27 protein-coding genes are annotated in these 23,299 nt (G+C 37.1%); 22 read left to right on the top strand and 5 right to left on the bottom strand.

Annotated features, from left to right (window positions below):
* Nucleotide 1: 1 nt before the first annotated feature.
* The 3 genes from J2S74_RS05955 (at nt 2) to J2S74_RS05945 (ending at nt 1,582) form a co-directional block, all read left to right on the top strand.
* Nucleotides 2–619 carry a cytochrome (ubi)quinol oxidase subunit III gene (locus tag J2S74_RS05955; RefSeq protein ID WP_307323038.1) on the top strand — a complete coding sequence of 206 codons (618 nt, stop codon included), beginning with the start codon at nt 2–4 and terminating at the stop codon, nt 617–619.
* Between the two features lie 4 nt (nt 620–623).
* Nucleotides 624–974 carry a cytochrome C oxidase subunit IV family protein gene (locus J2S74_RS05950; RefSeq protein ID WP_307323037.1) on the top strand — a complete coding sequence of 117 codons (351 nt, stop codon included), beginning with the start codon at nt 624–626 and terminating at the stop codon, nt 972–974.
* 149 nt (nt 975–1,123) lie between these two features.
* The gene (locus J2S74_RS05945; protein WP_307323035.1) at nt 1,124–1,582 is read left to right on the top strand and encodes a DUF420 domain-containing protein; all 459 of its coding nucleotides are present in this window, start codon (nt 1,124–1,126) and stop codon (nt 1,580–1,582) included.
* 65 nt (nt 1,583–1,647) lie between these two features.
* On the opposite strand, the gene ytvI is transcribed toward J2S74_RS05945, so the two are convergent.
* Nucleotides 1,648–2,706 carry a sporulation integral membrane protein YtvI gene (gene ytvI / locus J2S74_RS05940; protein WP_307323033.1) on the bottom strand — a complete coding sequence of 353 codons (1,059 nt, stop codon included), beginning with the start codon at nt 2,704–2,706 and terminating at the stop codon, nt 1,648–1,650.
* Nucleotides 2,707–2,911: 205 nt separating this feature from the next.
* Nucleotides 2,912–3,265, bottom strand: a complete 354-nt coding sequence (locus J2S74_RS05935) for a YugN family protein (RefSeq protein ID WP_307323031.1) — start codon at nt 3,263–3,265, stop codon at nt 2,912–2,914.
* A 191-nt stretch (nt 3,266–3,456) separates the two neighbouring features.
* On the opposite strand from J2S74_RS05935, the gene J2S74_RS05930 reads away from it, so the two are divergent.
* The 10 genes from J2S74_RS05930 to coaD all read left to right on the top strand — a co-directional run bounded on the left by J2S74_RS05930 (nt 3,457) and on the right by coaD (nt 11,755).
* A complete protein-coding gene (locus J2S74_RS05930) occupies nt 3,457–3,885 on the top strand; it encodes a CBS domain-containing protein (protein ID WP_307323029.1) in 429 nt (142 codons plus the stop codon).
* Nucleotides 3,886–4,084: 199 nt separating this feature from the next.
* Nucleotides 4,085–5,152, top strand: a complete 1,068-nt coding sequence (locus J2S74_RS05925; RefSeq protein ID WP_307323027.1) for a CAP domain-containing protein — start codon at nt 4,085–4,087, stop codon at nt 5,150–5,152.
* A gap of 217 nt (nt 5,153–5,369) precedes the next feature.
* Nucleotides 5,370–5,846, top strand: coding sequence for a spore coat protein YlbD (ylbD, locus tag J2S74_RS05920; RefSeq protein WP_307323025.1), 477 nt, complete (start codon nt 5,370–5,372; stop codon nt 5,844–5,846).
* Nucleotides 5,847–5,863: 17 nt separating this feature from the next.
* Nucleotides 5,864–6,100, top strand: coding sequence for a YlbE-like family protein (locus J2S74_RS05915; RefSeq protein ID WP_307323023.1), 237 nt, complete (start codon nt 5,864–5,866; stop codon nt 6,098–6,100).
* A 127-nt stretch (nt 6,101–6,227) separates the two neighbouring features.
* Nucleotides 6,228–7,886: a DNA repair helicase XPB gene (locus J2S74_RS05910; protein ID WP_307323021.1), complete on the top strand. Its 1,659-nt coding sequence runs from the start codon at nt 6,228–6,230 to the stop codon at nt 7,884–7,886.
* On the top strand, nt 7,876–9,405 hold the full coding sequence (locus J2S74_RS05905; protein ID WP_307323020.1) for a hypothetical protein: 1,530 nt from the start codon (nt 7,876–7,878) through the stop codon (nt 9,403–9,405). The genes J2S74_RS05910 and J2S74_RS05905 overlap by 11 nt, the downstream gene beginning before the upstream one ends.
* 56 nt (nt 9,406–9,461) lie before the next feature.
* Nucleotides 9,462–9,902: a YlbF/YmcA family competence regulator gene (locus tag J2S74_RS05900; protein WP_307323018.1), complete on the top strand. Its 441-nt coding sequence runs from the start codon at nt 9,462–9,464 to the stop codon at nt 9,900–9,902.
* Between the two features lie 71 nt (nt 9,903–9,973).
* Nucleotides 9,974–10,249: a YlbG family protein gene (locus tag J2S74_RS05895; protein ID WP_307323016.1), complete on the top strand. Its 276-nt coding sequence runs from the start codon at nt 9,974–9,976 to the stop codon at nt 10,247–10,249.
* Nucleotides 10,250–10,706: 457 nt separating this feature from the next.
* Nucleotides 10,707–11,267: a 16S rRNA (guanine(966)-N(2))-methyltransferase RsmD gene (gene rsmD, locus J2S74_RS05890; RefSeq protein WP_307323014.1), complete on the top strand. Its 561-nt coding sequence runs from the start codon at nt 10,707–10,709 to the stop codon at nt 11,265–11,267.
* Nucleotides 11,268–11,269: 2 nt separating this feature from the next.
* Complete coding sequence (coaD, locus tag J2S74_RS05885; RefSeq protein ID WP_307323013.1) at nt 11,270–11,755, top strand: pantetheine-phosphate adenylyltransferase; 486 nt, start codon at nt 11,270–11,272, stop codon at nt 11,753–11,755.
* A 60-nt stretch (nt 11,756–11,815) separates the two neighbouring features.
* Here coaD and spoVV read toward each other — a convergent pair whose 3' ends face one another.
* Nucleotides 11,816–13,036 carry a dipicolinic acid transporter SpoVV gene (gene spoVV / locus J2S74_RS05880; protein WP_307323011.1) on the bottom strand — a complete coding sequence of 407 codons (1,221 nt, stop codon included), beginning with the start codon at nt 13,034–13,036 and terminating at the stop codon, nt 11,816–11,818.
* A gap of 107 nt (nt 13,037–13,143) precedes the next feature.
* On the opposite strand from spoVV, the gene J2S74_RS05875 reads away from it, so the two are divergent.
* Together J2S74_RS05875 and J2S74_RS05870 are read left to right on the top strand one after the other, a co-directional pair.
* Nucleotides 13,144–13,932, top strand: a complete 789-nt coding sequence (locus J2S74_RS05875; protein WP_307323009.1) for a patatin-like phospholipase family protein — start codon at nt 13,144–13,146, stop codon at nt 13,930–13,932.
* Nucleotides 13,925–14,977 (top strand): SepM family pheromone-processing serine protease, encoded by a 1,053-nt coding sequence (locus tag J2S74_RS05870; protein ID WP_307323007.1) that lies wholly within the window; start codon nt 13,925–13,927, stop codon nt 14,975–14,977. The genes J2S74_RS05875 and J2S74_RS05870 overlap by 8 nt, the downstream gene beginning before the upstream one ends.
* Before the next feature lie 16 nt (nt 14,978–14,993).
* Here J2S74_RS05870 and J2S74_RS05865 read toward each other — a convergent pair whose 3' ends face one another.
* Nucleotides 14,994–16,259, bottom strand: coding sequence for a nucleotidyltransferase (locus tag J2S74_RS05865; RefSeq protein ID WP_307323005.1), 1,266 nt, complete (start codon nt 16,257–16,259; stop codon nt 14,994–14,996).
* A 237-nt stretch (nt 16,260–16,496) separates the two neighbouring features.
* On the opposite strand from J2S74_RS05865, the gene J2S74_RS05860 reads away from it, so the two are divergent.
* From J2S74_RS05860 to J2S74_RS05845, 4 genes are all read left to right on the top strand, one after another.
* Complete coding sequence (locus J2S74_RS05860; RefSeq protein WP_307323003.1) at nt 16,497–17,006, top strand: YceD family protein; 510 nt, start codon at nt 16,497–16,499, stop codon at nt 17,004–17,006.
* A gap of 47 nt (nt 17,007–17,053) precedes the next feature.
* Nucleotides 17,054–17,227, top strand: coding sequence for a 50S ribosomal protein L32 (gene rpmF, locus J2S74_RS05855; RefSeq protein ID WP_307323001.1), 174 nt, complete (start codon nt 17,054–17,056; stop codon nt 17,225–17,227).
* A 591-nt stretch (nt 17,228–17,818) separates the two neighbouring features.
* Complete coding sequence (locus J2S74_RS05850) at nt 17,819–18,559, top strand: enoyl-CoA hydratase/isomerase family protein (RefSeq protein ID WP_307322999.1); 741 nt, start codon at nt 17,819–17,821, stop codon at nt 18,557–18,559.
* Between the two features lie 158 nt (nt 18,560–18,717).
* On the top strand, nt 18,718–19,272 hold the full coding sequence (locus J2S74_RS05845) for an RsfA family transcriptional regulator (RefSeq protein ID WP_370875975.1): 555 nt from the start codon (nt 18,718–18,720) through the stop codon (nt 19,270–19,272).
* 92 nt (nt 19,273–19,364) lie between these two features.
* Here J2S74_RS05845 and J2S74_RS05840 read toward each other — a convergent pair whose 3' ends face one another.
* Nucleotides 19,365–19,853, bottom strand: coding sequence for an N-acetyltransferase (locus J2S74_RS05840; protein WP_307322993.1), 489 nt, complete (start codon nt 19,851–19,853; stop codon nt 19,365–19,367).
* A 168-nt stretch (nt 19,854–20,021) separates the two neighbouring features.
* Between J2S74_RS05840 and J2S74_RS05835 the strand changes: the two genes are divergently transcribed.
* The 3 genes from J2S74_RS05835 (at nt 20,022) to bshC (ending at nt 23,099) form a co-directional block, all read left to right on the top strand.
* Nucleotides 20,022–20,918 carry a 2-dehydropantoate 2-reductase gene (locus J2S74_RS05835; RefSeq protein ID WP_307322990.1) on the top strand — a complete coding sequence of 299 codons (897 nt, stop codon included), beginning with the start codon at nt 20,022–20,024 and terminating at the stop codon, nt 20,916–20,918.
* Nucleotides 20,919–21,311 carry a DUF3397 domain-containing protein gene (locus J2S74_RS05830; RefSeq protein WP_307322989.1) on the top strand — a complete coding sequence of 131 codons (393 nt, stop codon included), beginning with the start codon at nt 20,919–20,921 and terminating at the stop codon, nt 21,309–21,311. It abuts the gene before it with no gap.
* 159 nt (nt 21,312–21,470) lie between these two features.
* Nucleotides 21,471–23,099 carry a bacillithiol biosynthesis cysteine-adding enzyme BshC gene (gene bshC / locus J2S74_RS05825; RefSeq protein WP_307322987.1) on the top strand — a complete coding sequence of 543 codons (1,629 nt, stop codon included), beginning with the start codon at nt 21,471–21,473 and terminating at the stop codon, nt 23,097–23,099.
* Nucleotides 23,100–23,299: the final 200 nt, after the last annotated feature.

Raw genomic sequence — 23,299 nt, 5'->3', positions numbered from 1 at the left:
TATGGCAGATCAAACTGTTAATCAACATACATTACCTCCAAATCCTGAAAAGGCAACCCTTGAAGGGAGAAATAAATTTTTAGGATTCTGGTTCTTCCTCGGAGGAGAAACAGTATTGTTCGCCAGCCTCTTTGGAACCTATTTAGGATTAAGAGGCGGCGTTGTAAGTGGTCCAGGACCAGACGATTTATTCCACTTACCACTTGTTTTCATCATGACGATGATTCTTTTAACAAGTAGTTTAACTAGTGTATTTGCTATCATCTCCATGAAACGAGGAAATTACAAAGGTTTACTTGTTTGGATGTGGGTAACCGTTGCTCTTGGTTTAGCTTTCTTAGGCCTAGAGATCTATGAGTTCTATGAGTATTATCATTATGGCCTTGGATTTACAACTAGTGCTTTTGCTTCTTCGTTCTATACGTTAGTTGGTACGCACGGTGCTCACGTAGCATTTGGTATCGGATGGATAGTTACATTGTTAATTCGTTACCGTAAGACAGGGTTAACTTTAACAAATGCACCTAAATTTTACGTAGCAGTTTTATACTGGCACTTTATTGATGTAGTTTGGGTATTTATTTTCTCTGTCGTTTACTTAATGGGATATGGAGGTTGATCGTATGGGACAACATGGTATGGATCCAAGTGCTCCGTTAACGGGAAAACCGTCTAAAAAAACTCAACGTAAGCTAAGAAATGAAATGAGAACACAGCTTATCTCGTTTGTTCTCATGATTTTCTTAACGTCAATGGCTTTTATATCTATCGCAAGTGATGCTATTCCTACAGGCTTTGCTATGCCATTCATCTTATTACTTGCAGTAATTCAAGTAATCCTTCAGCTTTACGTTTTCATGCATTTAAATGAGCGTGGAAATGGGTGGCCAAATGCGATGATTTGGACCGGTGTCCTTGTGGCAATTCCAACAGTAGCATCTTTAATGCTGCTACTAGGCATTGTTAAATGGTAATATAAAAAAATACCCCCGCTCATGGCGGGGGTATCTTTATGAAGAGCTTCGTCAAAAATTGTAATAAAATCTTCATTATTTTTTAAAACATAAAAAGGGACAAGCCTATATAATGGAAATGGACAAAAGCACGAAAGGGTTGAACAGGAATGGCAGAACTTTTACCGTTAATCAGTACTATTTTTATCGCTTTTAGTGCTATTTTTGTAGCTGTTGGATGGTACTTAGTATCGAAAAGAAAAATTGAGGCACATAAAAAGGCCATGTTTTGGGCAGCTGTACTTGCATCTATATTTTTTATTACTTACCTTTCAAAGACAATCTTTGTAGGGAGTACCACTTTTGGTGGACCGGAGCATGTTGCTTTTTACTACCAGATATTTTTGATTATCCATATTATCTTAGCTACTTTAGCAGCTATTCTTGGGATAGTAACATTAGTATCAGGCTATAAAAATAATCTTGCAAAGCACGTTAGATTAGGGCCAATTACCTCTGTGTTATGGTTCATCTCTGCAACTACAGGTATTGCCGTTTATCTCATGCTTTATGTTATTTTCCCACCTGGTGAAACAACCAATTTATTTAGAGCTATTATTGGTGGATAAAAGAGAGGGTGAGTCAAAAGGGTTTTATAACCTTTCGACTCATCCTTTTAAATTTAGTAAATCTTCTAAATTTTAAAGTTTAGTTTAATGATTCCTGCTTCTTTTGCGCTTGTGAAGAGGATTACTAGCAATGGCCCTAAGATAAAGCCAAGGATACCTAAAAGTTGTAGTCCGATATATAGTGAAATTAGTGTGGCTAGCGGGGATAATCCAATATGATGTCCCATAACCTTAGGTTCCACAGTACGTCGAATTGTTAGGAGAATAGCTGCTAAAATGAACAACTGAACTGCCATTGCCGTATTTCCTACAATAATATGATAAAGACCCCATGGAGCAAGTATAACAATGGATCCTATTATAGGAATAAAATCAATTATCCAAATAACGATAGACATAATCAATGCTACATCTGGTGCTATAAAATATAGACCAATAAAAGTAACGATAAAAATAATGATACTTACGAGAAACTGTGCTTTAAAGAAGCCAAACACAACGTAAGAAAGACGTGAAGTCATAAAGGATACCTTCTCAGCCGTCTTATCTGTCATATAACCAAACATTTTTTCCTTTAAGCGCGGAAGCTCTAATAAAAATAAATATAAAGATATTAAATAGACTAACAACGAAACTATATAGGCAGGTATACTGATTAATACATTTGTAATTTGGCCAATAATATCAATTTCTTGGAAAAGCAATCTAAATTCAAAAAGATAATTTGCAATTACGTTATCAATTTCTTCGACAATATCCGGGAAATAGACACCAACTTTATCTTCAAGGTTAAAAATAAATTCTCTCCAAGCAGCGTAAATCTGGTTTATTGTCCGTGGAAGATTCTCAATAAAGGAATTTAACTGGTACAATGCCCGAGTTAAAATAAAATACCCCGCAAATACTAGAATCAACACAAATGTGATAAAAACAATAAATACAGAAATACTTCTCGACAGTTTAGCCTTACTCATCAAAATATTTACAAGAGGAGCTAAAAATAAAGCCGTAATAAAAGCAACTATTATTGGTATAGAAACAGGTAAAATAAAATATAAAACAAGGGCAAGTACTATGAGCCCTAGTACTATATAGGAATATTTTTTTATTGTTTGAGATGTCAAAGTAATGCCCCTTTCCGTTCAGGTAAATCATATACTTAATTATATTATGTCAGCGTGATCAAAGAAACTAATTAATAGTTAAACAAGCTTATTAGAATAAAGAAATGCCTTCGATAACGTCATTTGACAATAAATTCATATGACTGATATTATCGAAAGCACCTTTAGATTCATTTATTAATCAAATTAACCGTATGTAGGTTTTTTAAAGAGCTTCTTCTTTGATTTGATTTTTTACTAAATCTATTTTTTTATTACATTTATCAATGATGTTCTTAGGGAATTCCTCATCGTATTCAACACCATGTGGGTAATAATGCTTTCCTAAAATCGGAGCCATTAGTTTTACAGCACTATGAGGTGAAGGGATTTCACCCTCTACTGCGTAAGCTTGCACACGGAAATAATACACTTCATCTCGAACTTGGCTGACTATTTTATAGTCAAAGGTTACTCTTTCATAATCATATACATAATGGAATCCAGCATTCTCCATAATATCCTCTAGAGCCTGGAATTCTATGGTTAAACCTTCAAGTCCTGTTTCTTCAAATTTCATTACTTATACCTCCCAACAAATCATACTCACTTTACTATCTTATCATATTACGAAATGGTAGTAGATGCAAAGAAAACATGTAAATTTTCTTTCGTATAAAACTTTTTTTACGAAATTATAGTCTTTATACATAAAAAATAAGTATGAGGGAAATTTATAACAGTAAAATTGATTTTTGTCGGAGGGATAAGATGAAAACATTAAGAGACATTATGACAACTGAAGTAGAGTCTTGCAGTCCTGTGGATAATGTGTACGAGGCTGCTGTAAAAATGAAAGAATATGATGTTGGGGCGATACCTATTTGTGAAGGACAACAATTATTAGGAATGATTACAGATAGAGATATTGTTGTAAGAGGTGTAGCAGAAAAAAAACCAAATTCTACACAGGTAACGGATGTAATGACTGAACAATTACTTACTGCAACTCCTGATATGAGTGTAGATGAGGCTGCAAAAATGATGGCTGAAAAGCAAATCCGCAGACTACCTATAGTGGAAAATAGCAGACTTATTGGAATTGTAGCTCTAGGAGATTTAGCGGTTCATAAGAGCACTGCTGATGAAGCAGGTTTTGCCCTTTCAGAAATATCGGAGTCTGAGGAGTACCATCATTAATTATATATATTAGTAAATAGCAGAAAAGCTGTTCCATTAGGAAAAACCTTTTGGCTCAGCTTTTTGTCGTTTTAATGAGAGTTTTTGTTGAAAGGATGCTTTTCTCTTCGATTTATGTGATTGATTGTAATTTGGCAGGAACAATTATATCCTCTCTAGAAAGTTTAAAAAAGAGATTAGCTACGAGAGGAGCCATCAAATGAAAATTATAATTACCTTTATAATAGGATTTTTATTATGTTATACATTATTGACTTTTTTTTATGAAAATGAATTTGTGAATGAAGAAATAGAAGAGCTTGAAACCGCCTCTTCTCCTGAGGAAACTAGTGATGAAACTGATGGTAATTCACAAACTGATGAAGATATATTAAATCCCACGGTTCATGGCATCCACGAATGGATTGGAAAACCTGGGGATGATTTAGTAGGAGAGTTTGGAAATCCTGGTCGGGTAGATCCAACTCCTTATGGTTATGATTGGTGGATTTATAATGAAACGGATGTATATTTGCAATTTGCTCTATCTATGGAAGACAATACAGTAGTTTCCGTTTTCACTAATGATGAATTGGCAGAACTGCCTTATATACGAATTGGGGATTCCTATAACAGTATAGCGGAACAATTTGAATTCAACGATATAGTCTCCCTAAGTGGGGAATTTTCATCATACCAGTTTGAATTAAGGGAAGAGGAATTGAAAATGTATCCATTGGCACCATTAGAGGATATTTGGGTTCAATTTTACTTTGATACTGTGGAGGATACATTATCGTCGATTCGATTTATAGATCAAGAAACATTATTACTGCAAAGACCATATTCTATTGTGTACAGGGGTGTATTGCCTGAAATTGAACCTTTAACTGATGAACAATGGGAACATATTCAAGAGGGTCAGGCAAGACAAATATTTGATCTAACAAATGATATACGTAAGCGACATGGGCTCCCCCCCCTTAAATGGGAGGAAACAACAGCAAAAGTCGCCTTACTTCATAGTCAAGATATGCATTATAATAATTATTTTTCCCATACATCACCTACAAACGGAGAACTAAAGGATCGATTACAAGGGGAGTATTTGTCCTTTCATTCAGCAGCGGAAAATATAGCTGCCAATTATGTGGATGGAATTGCTGCAGTAGAGGGTTGGCTTAATAGTGAGGGCCATCGAGTTAATTTGTTAAACGATCGTTTTACTCATTTAGGAGTAGGAGTATATAGGAATCATTATACGCAGAATTTTATTACACCGCGGTAAGGGTAATCATTGGCAATGGCTTCGTCCGCCGCGCGCCCGCTATGAGAAAAACACTCATAACGGGCTTTTAAAAGAGTGCGGCGACTTCGCTCATTGCTTAGAGGATGACTCAAAAAACCCTTTTGAGTCATCCTCTAAATTTGGGCGCACCTCTTTGGGGTGTTGTTGGTATGATATAGTAATGAGAATCTAGTCGTGCGACTAGGAGGTGTAATTGGTGAGTAAGTCTCTTCATCCAGATGTGAAAAAGTTTAAAGCTTTTGTAAAAAATAATCCTTATATTTTAAAGCCAGTAAAAAATGGTGACAAGACGTTGCAGGATTTATTTGAGGAATACTTGTTGTTTGGGGAAGAGGATGATATTTGGGAGACATACCGAAGTGATGACGATGAAATTGATGAAGATGAAAATGAAGATGTAGAGTCGGATGAGGAAAAAGAAGAGGAAGAAGAAGAGAGTAAAGGGAAAAAGGGAAAGAAGTCTTCTTCCAAAGAATCATTAGGAACTCAAGATATATTGAACATGCTGAAAAAAATTAATTTTAATGATATGCAGGAACACTTAGCTCAATTTGGTGGTGTGTTAGCATCTGTCCAGGAATTATTGAATCAATTTAAACAAAATCCACAGCAGCCATCTCAAAATAACCAACAACAACAGCAAAATTCTCCCTTTTCTTTTCACGATGATTAATTAGGGGGCAGAGTCTTATGAGAACAGAAGTTTACCAATATATACGAAAGAAACCGGATCTTCATCAATTCCTTCGCTATAACCCCCAGTGGTACCGAAGGTTAGCAAGAAATCCGAGCTCTGTCTATGAAATGGAAAAGGAAGCAAAAGTATATTACGGTAAAACATTCCCACAACGAATGGAGCGTTTCCAAGATAGTATGAATACTGCAATGATGTTTCTGGAAATGATGCGTTCCTTTAATACGAAATAATGAAAAGTGGTTCGAATGGTAAATTAATCCATTCAGCCGCTTTTTTTCATTTCCTTACGAGTGAATAGGTAACTATTGATCGGTAGAAAATAGTAAAGTGGTAAAAATGGCAAATGGAGGGGATTTTATGTTACAAGAGCAAAAGCCACTCTGGATCCAAAATGATGGTGTGATTTTTTTTCGTTCAGACCACTCGGAGGGAAAAATCATTCAACCCTTTTTAAGTCAATTTGCACAACTAATGAAGACACCTTCTGCTATTCATTTATATAAATTGTCCCCTTTCTCTGTTTGGTATGCTATGGAGCAAGGGATTACCATAAACGAGATTATAGATTTTTTACATAATTTTTCTGATGGACCTATCCCAAAACAAGTAGAAGAGCAATTAGAGGTTTGGAAGGAAAGGAATGGGAAGCTTGAATTTATACACACGAAAGAGCTAGGCCCAATATTATATTCAAAGGAAAAAGGGTTACTGAAATCCATTTATAAAGAAAACAAAAGGGAAATTATTGCCGTACCTGATGGAGAAGTTGTTACAATCGCTTTAGAAGAAAGGGGATTAATAAAACAACGTCTAATGAAGCACGGATATCCTGTTTTGGATAAGTTAGGGGTGGAAAAGGGTGACTCCTTGAATCTATCACTAAAAAGTAATGTTACTTTAAGACCTTATCAAAAGGAAGCAGTTCATTCCTTTATCAAACCTTCTGGAGTCAATGAGGGGAATGGATTTATCATTCTACCTTGTGGTTCTGGGAAAACGATTGTAGGACTAGGTGTCATGAATCAAATAAAAGAAGATACCTTAATTCTTGTTCCAAATGATACGTCCCTTCGCCAATGGTATGATGAATTGTTAAGGAAGACAACCCTTGATGAGTCCCAAATAGGCTGCTATACAAGTGAAAGTAAGGATGTACGCTCCGTAACCATTACAACGTATCAGATGCTCACTTACCATCAGACAAAGGGGGAGGAGGAGTTTCCACACTATTCCTTATTTGATCAAAGATCATGGGGATTAGTCATTTATGATGAAGTACATCTTCTTCCTGCTCCGTTATTTCGAATTACCTCTAATCTTCAAGGGAAAAGAAGGTTAGGTTTAACGGCAACCTTTGTCCGTGAGGATGGGAAGGAAGGGGATATTTATAGTTTAATTGGACCTAAGAGGTACGAGGTTGGGATTAAGCCATTGGAAGAAAACGGCTGGATTGCCCGTCCTGTGTGTAAAGAAATAAAAATTGCCTTCCACGAAAAACAATGGGAAACTTATTTAAGTTTGTCCAAGAGAGAAAGATTTCGTTATGCAAGTGAAAATGATAGAAAACTCCAAGTAGTAGAGGGGCTTCTAGCTAAACACACGGGAGAGCAAGTAATCATTATTGGCCAGTATTTAGATCAATTACATAAAATTTCGTCCTATTTTTCTGCTCCGTTAATTACAGGTGAAATAAAAAAAGGAGAACGTCAGAAAATTTATGATGATTTTCGAAATGGAAGGATAACTGTCCTTGTCTTAAGTCGGGTGGCCAATATGGCGGTAGATCTTCCCGATGCGGAGGTGGCTATTCAGGTATCCGGAACGTATGGATCAAGACAAGAGGAAGCCCAGCGTATAGGTAGGCTGTTACGACCTAAAAAAAAGGGAAAAAGTGTTCTCTTTTATACACTAGTTACTCCTATGACCCAAGAGGAAGAGGTTGCTTCTAACAGGCAGTTATTTATGACGGAGCAAGGCTATACTTATGAATGGGAAGAGTGGTTAAATGTACAGTAAAGAATTCAAGGGAAGAATTGGGAAAGATTTAGAGTCAATTAAATTCAATAATAGGGAAATCCTAGATTGGTTAACCCTTGTTATTGATAAAAATAAAGCCCACGTAGATGAACTAGGTGTTAAATCATTTGGTCCCTTTCACTATTACTCCACCATGGGAGAACTGTGTCAGGATGGGTATTTCTTTCAAGTGAAGCTTGGCTCAGTAAATAAATATGTTATTCCGCGGGAATTAGATAAGCAACTGTCAGAAGGGGAAAGAAACATTGAATTTAAGGAACAGGAAGATTTGTGGTTCTTTGATTTTTTAAGTTTTCAAACGTATTTTCTCTTATGTTCGACAGGTCAATTGGATGAGAACAACTCAATAAATAGTTTAAATTCAAGAAACTATCAACTATTTCAGGATTTCGTCAATCAGTCTATAAAAAACATGGACGAAGAGGAAATATACAGCAGGTTGAGTAGTCCTGATGATTTTTTCGAAGAATTAGCGATTAAGTTTATTCATAAAGCATTTGACTTTCCTGTGAGTAATATTACTTTCCCTTTTGTGAAGAAAGTATTGTACGGCTTTCCGATAAAGCCCTATCAATTTAAGGATACTTCTGGGATGGATAAGGATATTGTAGTAGAAATGGAAGGATGGCCCTTTTTTGTGAAGAATAATCATACGACTATCCTTCACTATGAAAAGGCGGAACTTCATTTTCAAGGTGCATTTCATATACAAGGTAAGGAGTGGATTATTCCGAGTAATATTCACCCTTCTCTCCTTTGGGTGGTTTTAATTTTTAGTGAAGTAAAAAGTATCGGACAGATGCTTCATGTTGCATTCACAACAAAGTCTGTTCAATCAAGCAAGAGGATTCGTTCAGCTAAGGAGTTATGGGAAGAGCTTCAACGAAAGCTTCCGAGCAATGAAAAGGAAACAGCTCTATTTGAGGAGCTTTGGGACGAAAATCACCCTATTGTGAAAAAAAAGAAACACTATGTCTACTACCAGGTGGAAGATACCACTTTAAAAAATTATTTATTAAAGGAAGCAAGAAAAAGATTTCCTCCGAGTGACATTCACGCAAATGATAAAGGGTTGTTTATTTCATTGGATGTGGAGAAAAAATGGGATGAATATTTAGAAGATTCTTCCCTCCTATTCCAAGAGAAAGCTGTTGTGGAAAAGGAAGAAAGAGAATTTTTTCAGAGTACAAAAGATAAAGATTTTAAGTTGAAAGAATGGGAGCAACTAAATAAGTTAGCCCCTGTCTCTTTTCAATTAATGACTTATAAAGAAAATATGCTCGCTAGGTTAATTCGTCAAAGTCAGGCCTTTAAGCTACCTATTATAGTGGAAGATACAAAAGGTCAGACATTCGTAGCGGAAATTAAAACCTTACACTTTGATGCTGGTGAAGCCGAGGTAACAACTTATAGGGGAAATAAAATTAAATTGAGGGAAATGAAGCGGCTTGCCATCTATCATCCTGAAAAAGACTTGAAATTTTCGGCATTTAGATAAAGGGAATTATATGAAAACAACATAAACATGTTATAATAGAGTTTGGAGGTGGAAAAATGGTTACCACAATGACAAACGTAGATTTACTCCAAGAAGCTTACGATTTCGGTGAGGTTATAACTTCATCGGAAATCTTTTATAAATATATAGCAGCAAAAAAGGCCTTAGATAAAAATAGAGAAGCACAAGGGCTGATTAAACATTTCCAAACCTTAAAGGAGAAATATGATGAAGTACAAAGGTTTGGAAAATATCACCCTGATTTTAAACAAGTAACAAAGGATGTTAGGGAGTGGAAAAGGCAGTTAGATACTCACCCTGCCATAGCAGACTTTAAGCAGGCTGAAAATGAATTACACGACTTACTGACTGAAGTGAGTTTAATTATTGCTGATGCAGTTTCACCACACATTAAAGTACCAACTGGTAATCCTTTCTTTGATCAAGGTGGATGTGGTGGAGGTTGTGGTTCAGGTGGAAGTTGCGGTTGCGGTTAAACCTGTTGCATTATTTCATTGGACGTGTTAGACTGTTTGCAAAATTTCGGGATTAAAAAGGAGAAACAAAGATGGTCGGAAATCGAGTGGGACTAGCTATCTGGGTTCAATCTTTAAAGCAGGTAAAACAACTAAGGCGCTTTGGACATATACATTATACCTCTAGAAAAATGAAGTATGTGGTAATGTATTGTGACGGGGAAAACGTAGAGGAAACAATGGTGAAGCTACGTTCACTCCATTTTGTAAAAGAGGTCTCCATGTCCATGAGGCCTTGGTTAAAAACAGAGTATCAAAATTCAGTACCAGATAAAGAAAAAGAGTATGATTATAAAATGGGAATATAATAGTTGAACTAACCTCCTAAGTGAAGTAGCTTAGGGGGTTTTTGTTTATTTTGGGGGACTTCAACCTTAAGAGGGTAGAATGGTGTGAGTTACCCAGTTTCATGAAGTAGGTATGGAACAGGAAAAGTCTGAAGTGAAATTAAAAAAACCCGCATTGTACAATGCGGGCTGCCTCATGGCATTTATCTATGAGAAAATGAAACATTCTCTCTAGGAATGCCTAGGCTATGGGAGAGGAGAAACCGGAGGAAGAACTTATGGGGAAACGTAAGCCTTCTCCGCGGTTGTCAGCAACATGCTCAATAATGTTGCTAACATTAGTATGGACGAGTAATCAAAGTTTATACGTCAATAAAAAGAGTTAGAAAATTAAAACGTTTTTAGCCGTTTTTTTTCTTTTAAGTACTTTTGTGGTAGCATATGAGATGCAATTAATACTAATTTAAGGTGAGAGCATATGAGAGTAATTAGCGGTAAACAAAAGGGATTACATATAAAAGCTGTCCCCGGCCAATCTACCAGGCCAACAACAGATAAAGTAAAGGAATCCATTTTTAATATTGTAGGACCATATTTTGATGGTGGTACGATGCTTGATCTATATGGAGGCAGTGGATCTATTTCCATTGAAGCCCTTAGCAGAGGGATGAATAAGGCAATTATAGTGGATCGTGATCGAAAAGCTATTGAAACAATCTATACAAATTTAAAAAACTGTAAACTGGAAGGTAGGGCTGAAGTTTTTCGAACGGAATCCATCAGGGCTTTAAAAGCATTACAGAAGAAACAAAGCCAATTTCACTTTATTTTCCTGGACCCACCCTATCAGAAACATAGGCTTCATGATGAGCTAGCATTTATTGCCGAGCATAATATCCTAGCAGTAGATGGGATGATAGTAGTAGAACATGCCTCTAGTGTAGCTCTTAACGATACATATGGTGGTTTAAGGAAAATAAGAGAAGAACAGTATGGCGATACGACAATAACAATTTATACTCATGAATTGGAGGAATAATTATGGCCAGCATCGCAGTTTGTCCAGGGAGCTTCGATCCGGTAACATTAGGACATTTGGATATCATTACAAGGGGGGCAAAAGTATTTGATAAAGTGATTGTGGCAGTACTTAATAATCGAAATAAGCAGCCCCTCTTCACGGTGGAAGAAAGAATGGAACTCCTTAGGGAGACAACGAAGGATTTAAAGAATGTGGAAGTGGATCATTTTAATGGGTTACTTATTGATTATGTAAAAAAACAAAACGCTAATGCCATTATAAAAGGACTACGGGCAGTGTCTGATTTTGAATATGAACTTCAAATGGCTGCTATTAACCGTAAATTAGATGAAGAAGTGGAAACCTTCTTTATGATGACGAACAATAAGTATTCTTACTTAAGCTCTAGCATTGTTAAAGAGGTGGCGAAATATCAGGCCCCAGTTGGAGATTTAGTGCCTGAAGTGGTTGAGGAAGCTTTAAGAAAAAAATATGCCTTTTCCTAACTAACACGTGAAGGGTGATTCAATAGGAGTTATTTACCTATGAATCACCCTTTTACATTGTTATTTTTGCTGATATTTGAATAAGTTTAATACTACCCAGATAAGGAGGCTTGAAGCTGTGATAAAAAATCCCCATTCCAATAGCCAGTTATATGGATAGATAAAAAGGCTAGAAACGTCAGTGTGTTGAAATACTGGAATGACATGGTCACCCATTGGGGCGGAATTTTCTACGTAAAGCCAGTCGAATAAGTAATAGGTTAGAAAGGCAGAGACAAACCCATGAAAACACCTGGCAAGGAAAAATGGTCTAAATCGTATATCTGTTTCTGATAAGATACTAGCGACCTGCGCCTGAACACTCAGGCCATTAAAGGCTAAAATAAAACTTACAATAACAGCTTGTTGAAGCAGGGTGGACTTTACTGAGTTACTCACTAGCTGGCTTCCTAATGTAATTTCGAACAGCCCTTGAATAATCGCTGGGCTCAATTCGTTGGGCATCTGTAAAAATCCAAGTATAATAGTTATAAAAAAGCTGATGATCAGTGTAATATTGATAATGTTCAATATCTCATTTAGAACAGAAAATAAAATAATAAATCCGCCAATCATTAATAAGGTTTGAATGGCTGAATGGACAGCATCTCCCATCATTTTTCCAAAAGGACGTTTGTCATTTAGTCGTTCCTCATGCATTAATTGAACAGCGTATTTGATGGAAAATCTTTTCGGATAATGATTACGTTTTTTCGGTAAAGGTTCGTTACTTCCATAAAATCTCATTACTAACCCTACAATAATATTTCCTACATAATGTGAGGCAGCTAAAACAATCCCTAGGGCTGCATTTTGAAAAAAACCTACTGATATGGCACCGAATATAAAAAGTGGGTTAGATGCATTCGTAAATGAAACAAGTCTTTCCCCTTCAACGGCCGTTATTTTCTCTTCCTGGCGAAGTCTTGCAGTTAGTTTAGCTCCTGCTGGAAAACCAGAGGCTAATCCCATCGCCCATACAAAGCCGCCAGAGCCTGGTACACGGAATAAGGGGCGCATAATCGGTTCAAATAATGCCCCAATAAAGGAGACGACACCAAATCGAATTAAAAACTCAGACATTATAAAAAAGGGAAGAAGTGAGGGGAAAACGACGTCCCACCACATCGATAGCCCGCGAATCGATGCTTCATAAGCTTCCTTTGGGAATATCATAAATGATACCGCTATAAAGGTTGTAGTACTACCGTATAAAATAGTCTTGATGAGTGAGGCATTCATTGTATTTAAGGGCTCCTTTTCAATCTAAAATCATAAACTTGTCCTCATTCAAATATACGTAGACAAAGAAAGATTAGACCATTTTTAAAAATGGAGGAGAGGCAAACGTGGAACCAAAAATTGGTTTAGCCCTTGGTTCAGGAGGTTCGAGAGGTTTTGCTCATATTGGTGTTCTTAAAGTATTAAGTGAAGCAGGAATTACCGTAGATTATATTGCGGGTAGTAGTATGGGGGCATTAGTGGGTGTTCTATATGGTGCCGGCTACAAACCTGACTTCCTGGAAAAAATGGCTATACAGTTTCGCAGAAAGTATCTTCTTGACTTTACCGTACCAAAGATGGGATTTATAAAAGGGGATAAAGCGAAGCAATTAGTTGAAATGCTCGTAAATCAAAGAAAATTAGAGGATTTGACCCCCCGGGTATCCGTTGTTGCTACGGATTTAAAAAAAGGAGAAAAAATAATTTTTCAGAAGGGGGATATCGCCGCTGCAGTCCGGGCAAGTATTGCTATTCCTGGAATTGTTGTCCCTCAAACGGTCAACGGAAAGATATATGTTGATGGAGGAGTGATTGATCGAGTACCTGTTTCTGTGGTAAAAACGATGGGAGCAGATATAATAATAGCAGTGGATGTTTCTTACTTTGATGACGATCCTGATATTACCTCCATTTATGATGTGATTATGCAAAGTATGGATATTATGGAAAGGGAAATGGGGAAATATAGAGAAATTGAGTCTGATATCATGATTAAACCTATTTTATCCCATATAAAATCAACGCAATATACGAATGTTCAGGAAATAATTGAACAAGGGGAAATGGAAACAAGAAAAGTTCTTAAATCATTAACAGAGAAAATCAAGGACTGGAAGGAGAGGCAGCATGAGTGAAGGAAAAGGACGTATTGATAGAAGTACCATTAAGTGGGTTATCTTTATAATAATCCTCCTTGCTATAAATTTTTATGAATTACCATACTACTTTACCATTCCGGGGGATGCCAAGGTTCTGACAGAGGTAATTGAGGTAGAAGAGGGTCACGAATATGAAGGAACCTTTATGTTGACCACAGTAAGAATGGGGCAGGCAAATGTTATCAATTATGTTTGGGCATTGTTTAGCGATCAAAGGGAGCTTATTCCAGAAAATCAAATAAGACCAGAAGGAGAAACGGATGAAGAATATCAACATCGACAGTTGATGATGATGGCTGGTTCTCAGGACTTGGCTGTTATTGTGGCTTATGAACGGGCTGGTAAGACTGCATTTTTTGAAAATCATGGTGTATACGTCACATCCGTTATCCCTGATATGGATGCAGAGGGAAAGCTGAAAATGGGAGATCGTATTGTGGCTGTTCAGGGAGAAGAGGTGCTTGAAGCGAATAGGCTCCTTGAACTATTATCTGTATTCTCCATAGGAGATCAGGTTACATTAACCATCGAAAGGGACGATACGAAAGAGGATGTAGCCATTGAAATTAAGCCATTCCCAAGTGAACTTGATGAGACTGGGGAACGGGGGGGTATTGGAATTGCCAATCCGGTGACAGATCGTGAATTAATTATGGATCCTAAGGTGACTATAGATACAAGTAATATTGGCGGGCCTTCCGCAGGACTTATGTTTTCCTTAGAAATATATAATCAGCTTTCTGAAGAGGATATTACGAAGGGGTATGACATTGCAGGAACTGGTTCCATAGATGAACAGGGGAATGTTGGCAGAATCGGTGGCGTGAAGCAAAAGGTAATCGCCTCCCATAATGCTGGAGCAGATTTCTTCTTTGCTCCAAATGAACAGGGTGCACCAGAATCAAATTACACAGTGGCACAGGAAACCGCAGAATCTATTGGAACTAGCATGGTTATTGTCCCCGTTGATACCTTTGAAGAGGCAATTGCCTTCTTAAATCAATTGGAACCAAAACAATAAGCAGTTAAGGGAACCTTCATGTGAGGAAGATTCCCTTTATTTTATCGTACCTAATGGGGATAGCCTTAAATTCTTCCTGTAAGGAATGGTTTTTGAGGTATGGAAGAGAATGAAGCTGGCTTGCTAATACATCTTTTTGCAACACAGGGTGATCCCATTCACTAGCTCTTGTTATTAAGGGGATTTCCAGCTCTTTTTTTCGTGACGATAGAAAATGTCTTCCTTCCTCTGACATTCCAAGAATACGAATGTAAGGAGCTTCTAAAGGTTTACAATACTCTTCCATAAAGGACTTCGTTGTATTTAATAAAATATGAACGAAAAGGCGTTGGATTCTCGTCCAGGTATATCGCTTTGTCTTCACTACTTCCATTAATTCTTGAAAAGACGAAACCTTTGTTATTAATTTTAACAAACGATATTCTAACCCCTCTTCACATTCATAAATATTTCTAAGTTCCTCAGGAGAAGAGGTGAGAATTCTATATTGTAAGTATGGAAAATGCTTTTCCCAGTGAACAAAGGAGCCCCACCGCTGAAGTTGCCCTTTTAATTCCTGTAATGTATAGGAGGGGAGATATTGATATATAGCTTCTAAAGGCTGTTTCTCCTCAATCAGCTTCTTTCTAATAGCTGTAGCACTGGCAATGATATGTTCACGGGTTAATTCTTTATCGTGATATTGTGCCTTTTCTCGTTTTACTGTATATGGTTTCAGTTTTGATTCTAGCTTTTTAATTGCCTTAACATAATGATAGCCAAGAATATTATTTGGTTGGCTTAAATCAAGGATATTATCGCCCTCAAATACTGATTGAAAGGCAGCGGAAAATGCCCTTGGGTAACTTACTCCTGATTTTAAATGTTGCTGGATTTCCCTATTCAATTCCGACTCTTTTGCATCTACTTTATCTACTGAGGATTGGAATAACGCTACATCCCCTGCTTCGCTTCCAAAACAAAGTTGATTACAGCCAATCGAATGAAGTAAGCTCACAGCTCCATCGGAAAATATTTCAGCCTTTTGGGTAGAGTATATGTAAGGTAATTCGATGATAATATCAATACCAGCTTGAAGTGCCATTCTAGTACGTGTCCATTTATCAGCTATGGCCGGTTCACCCCTTTGTAAAAAGGAGCCGCTCATTACGGCTACCGTTACATCAGCCTTTGTTTTTTCAATGGATGCCCTTAAGTGGTACAGGTGACCATAATGGAATGGATTGTATTCCACAACAATACCGAGAATGTTCAAAGGTCCCACCTCATCTTTCTTGAACAAATAAATAGTCCTCCTTTGTCCATTCTAAACAGATTTGTGAAAAAAAACACCAATTTTATTAAAAGATTGAAGATTAGCTATTTAATTTTTGTTTATTTATATGTTATGGTATGAAATATACCTTATGGGGAAATATGTAGAAATGAAACTGATGTTAGAATGATTTGTAAAGAAACTATCTTGACAAACGATTAAACGAAAGCTATAATTACATTTGTTGTCTTGAGGTGAAAACCTATGAAATGGTCGGTTCAACAGTTGTTGACCTATAAAGAAAAAGGGTTGCATATCGATGAGTCTGTCGATGTGAGTGAAATTAAGAAAATAGACCGTGAAATTCGTGACATTACTCCTGTGCGAGTGATAGGGGATGCTCGTATTATGAAGCAGTCCGTAACCTTTCGCCTCGTAATTTCTGGTTCCATGACACTACCATGTGCCCGAACTTTAAATGATGTGGAGTATCCTTTTAATATTGAAGCTGTCGAAATATTTCAATTGGATGAAATGGCTGTTTTCGATGAAGAAGATGAAGTTCACAAGGTTAAAGGAAACACGGTTGATTTATTCCCTTATGTATTAGAACGTATTTTGTTAGAAAAACCGCTCCGTGTCTTCAGTAATGAAGACGAAGGTCTTGCTCCAGCGTCAGGTAAAGACTGGGAGCTGCAAACAAAGGAAGAGGATTCGGTAAAAATTGATCCTCGTTTAAAGGAACTGGAAAAGTTCTTTGATGAAACAAAATAAACATGCTTCGTACATGTTTCTGAATGATCTCCAAGGAGGTGGGACTCATGGCAGTACCTTTTAGAAGAACCAGTAAAACGAAAAAAAGAATGCGTCGTACGCACATTAAACTTCGTGTACCAGGTATGGTAAAATGTCCTGAATGTGGTGAAATGAAGTTATCACACCGCGTATGTAAAGAGTGTGGAACATACAAGGGCGAGAACGTAGTAAACAAATAATTACGATGAAACAGGGAGGACTGACCTTCCTGTTTTTTTATATTTGCGTTTTTATTTTTGGTAGACCTTGATGCAAATGGGATATGCACCATGGAGCAAGTGGACACAATTCTAACATTTTTTGAGGACAAGAGGGTAAAATTTTGGAAGTTATGTCCTCAGAAAGCGATTTTGAGGACATAACTATACTTGTGGTATAAGAGAAAACTCTAGATCCTACTCTCGTCGCTAGAGTCGCTATCTTTTACCACTTTATGGGTAGCGACCCAATACAGGTTTATATTTTCTAGGGTAGACCTCCATGCAATAGTAATTTTGCACCATAGAGAATGAAAATATTAATCTGCATTGGAATGAGCGAAGGTCCACGACACTTCTGCGGAAGAACGAGCAAGCCAAGACCACACAGGGCAAAGCCCGTGGGGGCTTGACAGGTCGTCCGCGGAAAGGGAGTGGACCGTAGCGAATACAACATAATTGGTATTTTCGCGGTAGACCTCCGTCCAGTTTGAAATTGGTACCATTGAGTATTCAAAAAGGGTAGCCCTATATTAAATATATTGTAATTGCTGTATAGAAAGGAGCTTATGAATGAAAGTTATTTGTCGGAAGCAGTCAGAGCACGTTGCGGAGATTATTTTAAACCGTCCAGAAAGACGAAATGCCGTCGATTTCGATGTCATAAATGATTTAAAGATGCATTTGCAAGAGCTGCGTCAAGATCGTAACTTGTCGGTCCTGATCATTCGGGGGGAAGGGGATGTATTTTGCAGTGGAGGTGATTTACAAAGCTTTCACAGTTTATTAACAAGGGAGGATGCCTTAACCATGCTCCGACCTATGGGGGAGGTATTAAAGGAAATTGTTACTTTTCCCGCTATAACGGTGGCTTATTTAAATGGCTCTGCGGTTGGGGGAGGAGCTGAAATTGCTAGTGCTGTTGATTATCGTTTTGCTAAGGGAATAGGCGTGGTCGGCTTTATCCAAGGAAATCTCCATATAACTACTGGTTGGGGAGGGGCTTCTTTGCTAAAACGACGGATAGGTCTTGAAAAGGCATTGATGATGTTAGGTACCACCAACAGGTTTTCCATGAAGGAAGCAATAGAATTGGGGTTTGTTGCGGATGTAACTTCATTAGAGGATTTGTATCGTTGGACCGAAAAATGGGTAAAGGGAGTTATTGTACAAACATACAAAGACCTGTTACTTACGAGAGGTGAAAAGGAAGATTTGTTTCTAGCAATGGACAAAGAAGTAGAAGCTTGTGCTAGTCTATGGGAGACAAGGGAACACCATGATGCTGTAAGGGCATTTTTAAATAAAAAATAATTCTTTTAATAGGACAATCTCTCTTTTTCACATGGTAGGAAAAGCTAGAAATGGGTTTCTGAATGGCTTATTTAAGAATGGTTCATACTATTTCTAGAACATTAGTCTATCTTTTCTACTAATTGCATACATATAAGGTGAAAAACGAAGAAGGAGGGATTAGTTCTTTGGTTAGACAGGATGCATGGAATCAAGATGAAGACCTGTTGTTAGCAGAAGTAGTACTGCGCCATATTCGTGAAGGGAGTACTCAGCTTGCAGCGTTCGAAGAAGTGGGAGAAAAGCTGTCTAGAACACCAGCTGCATGCGGATTTCGCTGGAACTCTTCCATACGGAAGAAATATGAATCGGCAATACAGTTAGCAAAAAAACAAAGGAAACAATTAAAGAAGGATGACTTTGAAGCGGATAAAGAAGTTACCTCTATACAAGCCTCTCCAGGAAACTTGGAAAGGAAGCCGGTAGTTCAGACCATAGACGAAATGGTTGAATTTCTGCTAGGGAAGAAGGAAGAGGTCCTAAAAAAGGAAAGGGAATTGTCGGAAGGGAGTACGTCTACGAAACGGATACAAGAATTAGTAGAAGAAAATCGAGCTCTTGAAAAGGAGTTGACACGTTTAAAGCACGAATATGAAATTGTAAAAAATGATTATCAGCTAATGATCAATGTTATGGAACGTGCAACAAAACGGAGTCAATATACCGTTAAATAAAATGGTTCTATTAAAGGTAAATGTTGATATATGAGGAAAAAAGTAAGGTGTGTCAATAGTACTTTGACACACCTTTTTTGTGCTTCCCGTATCTATTTCTCAGAATCAAAAACTTGTTCTGACACTCCTTCTGGGAACCAAACGTATGGGTTTTCACCTCGGTCACGCTCTGATTGATATGTAAGTGGTTCGAATCCTAATTTAGTCCAATAATCATCAGACCGTTGTCTAGCGTTCGTTTTTACTGGGAGCCCCAAGCTTTTTGCATAATCCACCAGGCTCTTACCAATTCCTTTACCTTGGTAACCAGGTAAAACTTCCAATTTCCAAAGCTCATAATAATCTTGCGGCGGCTCGAAATAGCGATCGAATTTCTTGTCGATTTTATATAAACTCATTCTCCCTACAAGCTTATTTCCAAAATAAACCCCATAAAATGGTGATTCGCTGTCATTTTCAATAATATTTGCTTCAAGGTCTTCCTTCATAGAAAGCTCTTGTTGGCCGTATTCCCTAAAATTTTCAAACTCTTCTAACGTTTTGAAATTAACATTTAAACGAACAACCTCATGTTTCTCCACAATGATCCCCTCCACAACAATTATAAAAAGCTAGTTTTAATTATCTATATTTTATTATAATTTAAAAAAGATAAAAAAGAAAAGAAATTCTCCATTTATTTTCCCTTTTGCTAGCAAACAAATATGCTAAAATAAGTGATAGGAAAGACCTAAAAAGAGGTGGGATTAATGAATGTTGTAATCATTGGTGGGGGAGCAATTGGTTTATTAGCGGCATTTTATTTACGGAAACAAGGACATGTTGTTACAGTTGTTACTAGAACAAGTGAACAAAGGGAGAAACTCCTACAGGAGGGGCTTTGTCTTGAAAAACAGGGTCAATCTTTTAATTTAGATATAAATGCCTCAACCTTCCAGAAGGATGATTACATAAATGGGGATGTATGGATAATAGCCTTAAAACAAACCCAACTAGATGATTTCTTTAAAAAGTGGGAAAAGTACAGTAATTTACCACCAATGTTGTTTTTACAAAATGGTATGGGACATTTAGAGCAGGCTTCCAGCTTGTTTACTAGTCCAATTTATGGTGGTGTAGTCACTCATGGTGCCATGAAGCTTAATGATCGTACTATTAAACATACAGGGTTAGGAAAAATCTTTCTAGGGTCTTGGAAAGGAATAACTAATTTCGACCTTGAACTTGCCACCCTGGTTTCCCATTCCACAAAGGAATTCCCAATAATAAAGACAGATAGTGTAGAGTATATGCTGAAGCGAAAGTTGCTTATAAATTTAATTGTCAACCCATTAACAGCCCTTTATGGTGTGAAAAATGGCTGTCTCCTAAGTAATGACGAATGGATTGATAATATGAGAGGACTTTTCAAAGAAGGTATAGAAGTATTGGGCTTATGTGAAAGTGAGTGGGAGACTGTCCTTGATGTTGTTGAAAATACTTCAGAAAATGAGTCGTCCATGCTGCGGGATTTGAAGCAAGGGAATAAAACGGAAATACATGCCATTACAGGTTATATTATCAAGGAGTCCTTTGAAAAAAATATCTCAGTTCCGATAACGAACTTTGTTCATCGTTCTATTGTGGGGTTAGAAGGGGGAAGGTAAATGGGGGAAGTGCTAGTCTTTGTTGCTGCAACATTAGTAACCATTCCACTTATAGGTTTATATCTTGTCTATTTAATAGCGGTAAAGACTACCCATAACAAGATATTTTCTTTAAAACTAGCAGTGGATTGTACAGCGTTACTGTTTATTATTGCTGTCTATTTTATTGTCCTTGAAATCTGGGGAGTAAAGTTGGCTTGGTTGTTTATATTATTTTTCTTAGTAACAGGTGCTGTATTTACAATACTCCATTGGCGACTCCATGAAGACATACATATTCAAAAAGTGTTTAAAGGGGTTTGGAGATTTCAATTTTTTGTTTATTTTTGTCTATATTTCTTGTTAATGCTGTATGGACTCATTAACCGTATGTATTCATTAGCATTAAACTAGAGCAAGTTAATTGGTGGGAAAAGATTTCTTTGCTATAATATAACGGAATTTATTTTTAGAGGCTGTTCAAAAAGTTCAAAAACCGACCTTTTTGAACAGCCTCTAAAATCAGATGTTATCTACTCTTCTCACCATAGAGATGTGAAAGGTTGAATTGTCATGAAAATGGTTCTGGAAGATCATTTAAAAAACCAACCCTTTTTACAACAATACATAAATAACAATGATAAAGTAATGGAATTTTTCGATTACCCTGTTAATGACGAAGGTTTATTAAGAAGGTACAAGGAAGTACGTAATAGGAGCTATCAGCGTTCAGAGTTAATAAAATCATTAATTTCTTTTAATAAACGATTTACGGACTCTCCAGCGACCTATTCCCAAATAGCCCGACTAGAGGACAAAAACTCTGTTGTCGTCGTAGGCGGACAGCAGGCAGGATTATTAACTGGCCCTGTTTATACAATAAATAAAATATTTTCTATATTACATGAAGCTAAAGCGATAGAAAATAAATTAAATATTCCGGTTGTGCCCATCTTTTGGATTGCGGGAGAGGATCATGATGTTGATGAAATAAATCATATTTATCTACACCGTGGTCAGCGATCAAGAAAGTTTAACCTTAGGGAACGAAATGATATAAAGCGACCGGCTTCCGATAGGATAATCTCAGCTGAAAAGGGAAGGGCGTTTATAAAGGAGGCATTTCAATATCTTCAGGAAACCCCCTTTACAAAAGACCTTTACCTTACTTTGTTAGAAGATGTGAAAGAGGATTGTACTTATGTGGAGTGGTTTGCTACCATTATTCACCGTCTATTTAACGGTACAGGATTAGTATTGATGGATGCTCATGATCAAGGGATAAGAGAGATTGAAAGACCTTATTTTAAGGAAATGGTTACTAATAATGATCGTTTAAGGAGCGCCTTTTATGAAGGGGCAAAGGGCTTCCAGGAGGCCGGATTTGGAGAGCCCATTGAAATCGATGAAAAGAATGCTCATCTTTTTATTCATGACCAAGGGCAGCGTTTTTTATTAGAAAAGGAAGGCATGTTTTTTAAAGAAAAAAACGGAGCAAATAAATGGATGGAAGAAGAGATACTTCAGAAGCTTAACCAAAATTCATTGCAATTGAGTAATAATGTGGTAACACGTCCTGTCATGCAGGATAAATTGCTTCCTGTTATTACCTTTATTGCCGGTCCTGGGGAGTTGAAATATTGGGGAACTTTAAGAAGAGTGTTCCATACACTGCAAATAAACATGCCCCTTATTTTACCTAGAGTTCACCTAACCTTTATTTCTAGGCGAATTGAAAAAAATCTTGCATGGATCGGTATGGAAGCTAGTGAGGTCTCAAAAGCAGCTTTGACAGAACAAAAGGAATTGTGGTTAGATGCGAATACCCCATCTAATATGGAGGGGGCCTTTGAAAGAGCAAGAAAGGAACTGGAAGCAACAACTGAGAAATTGGCATACTCTTTCCCTACATTAGGAAAAGGTGCAAGCGCGGTTCATTCAAAATATGAAGCCATACTAAAAAAAGGGCTTATCCAGTATGAAAAACAACTTAGCAGCTTTATTCTTCACGAAAATAAAACAGCCTTAAATAAATATGATGAGGTTGAAGTAGAACTGATTCCCGATGGTAATTTGCAAGAGAGGTATATAAATATTTACTCTTTTTTAAACTTGTACGGCGATGATTTAGTTACGAGAGTATACAATCAACTGAAAGAGGAAGACACTTTATTAGGAAAACACGTATACATTTATTTATAGAGTCTGTTCAAAATTCTCAAGTCCTTTTAAACACTACGATAAATGAAGACTATTTTGGCTGTGCTAAATTAGGCAGTTGATTTACGATCCAGGCACTCGCTTTCCGCTTCAATCAACTTCGTTTGAAAAAAATTAAATAGTTCCATTAACATTTACCCACTCTGAGAAGCCCTCTCTTAGTGGGCTTTTTTTTATTTTGT

Source organism: Evansella vedderi (genome assembly GCF_030813435.1).
In the GTDB taxonomy this organism is placed as follows: Bacteria; Bacillota; Bacilli; order Bacillales; family Salisediminibacteriaceae; genus Evansella; species Evansella vedderi.
This window is presented reverse-complemented; position numbering and strand designations above follow the sequence as displayed.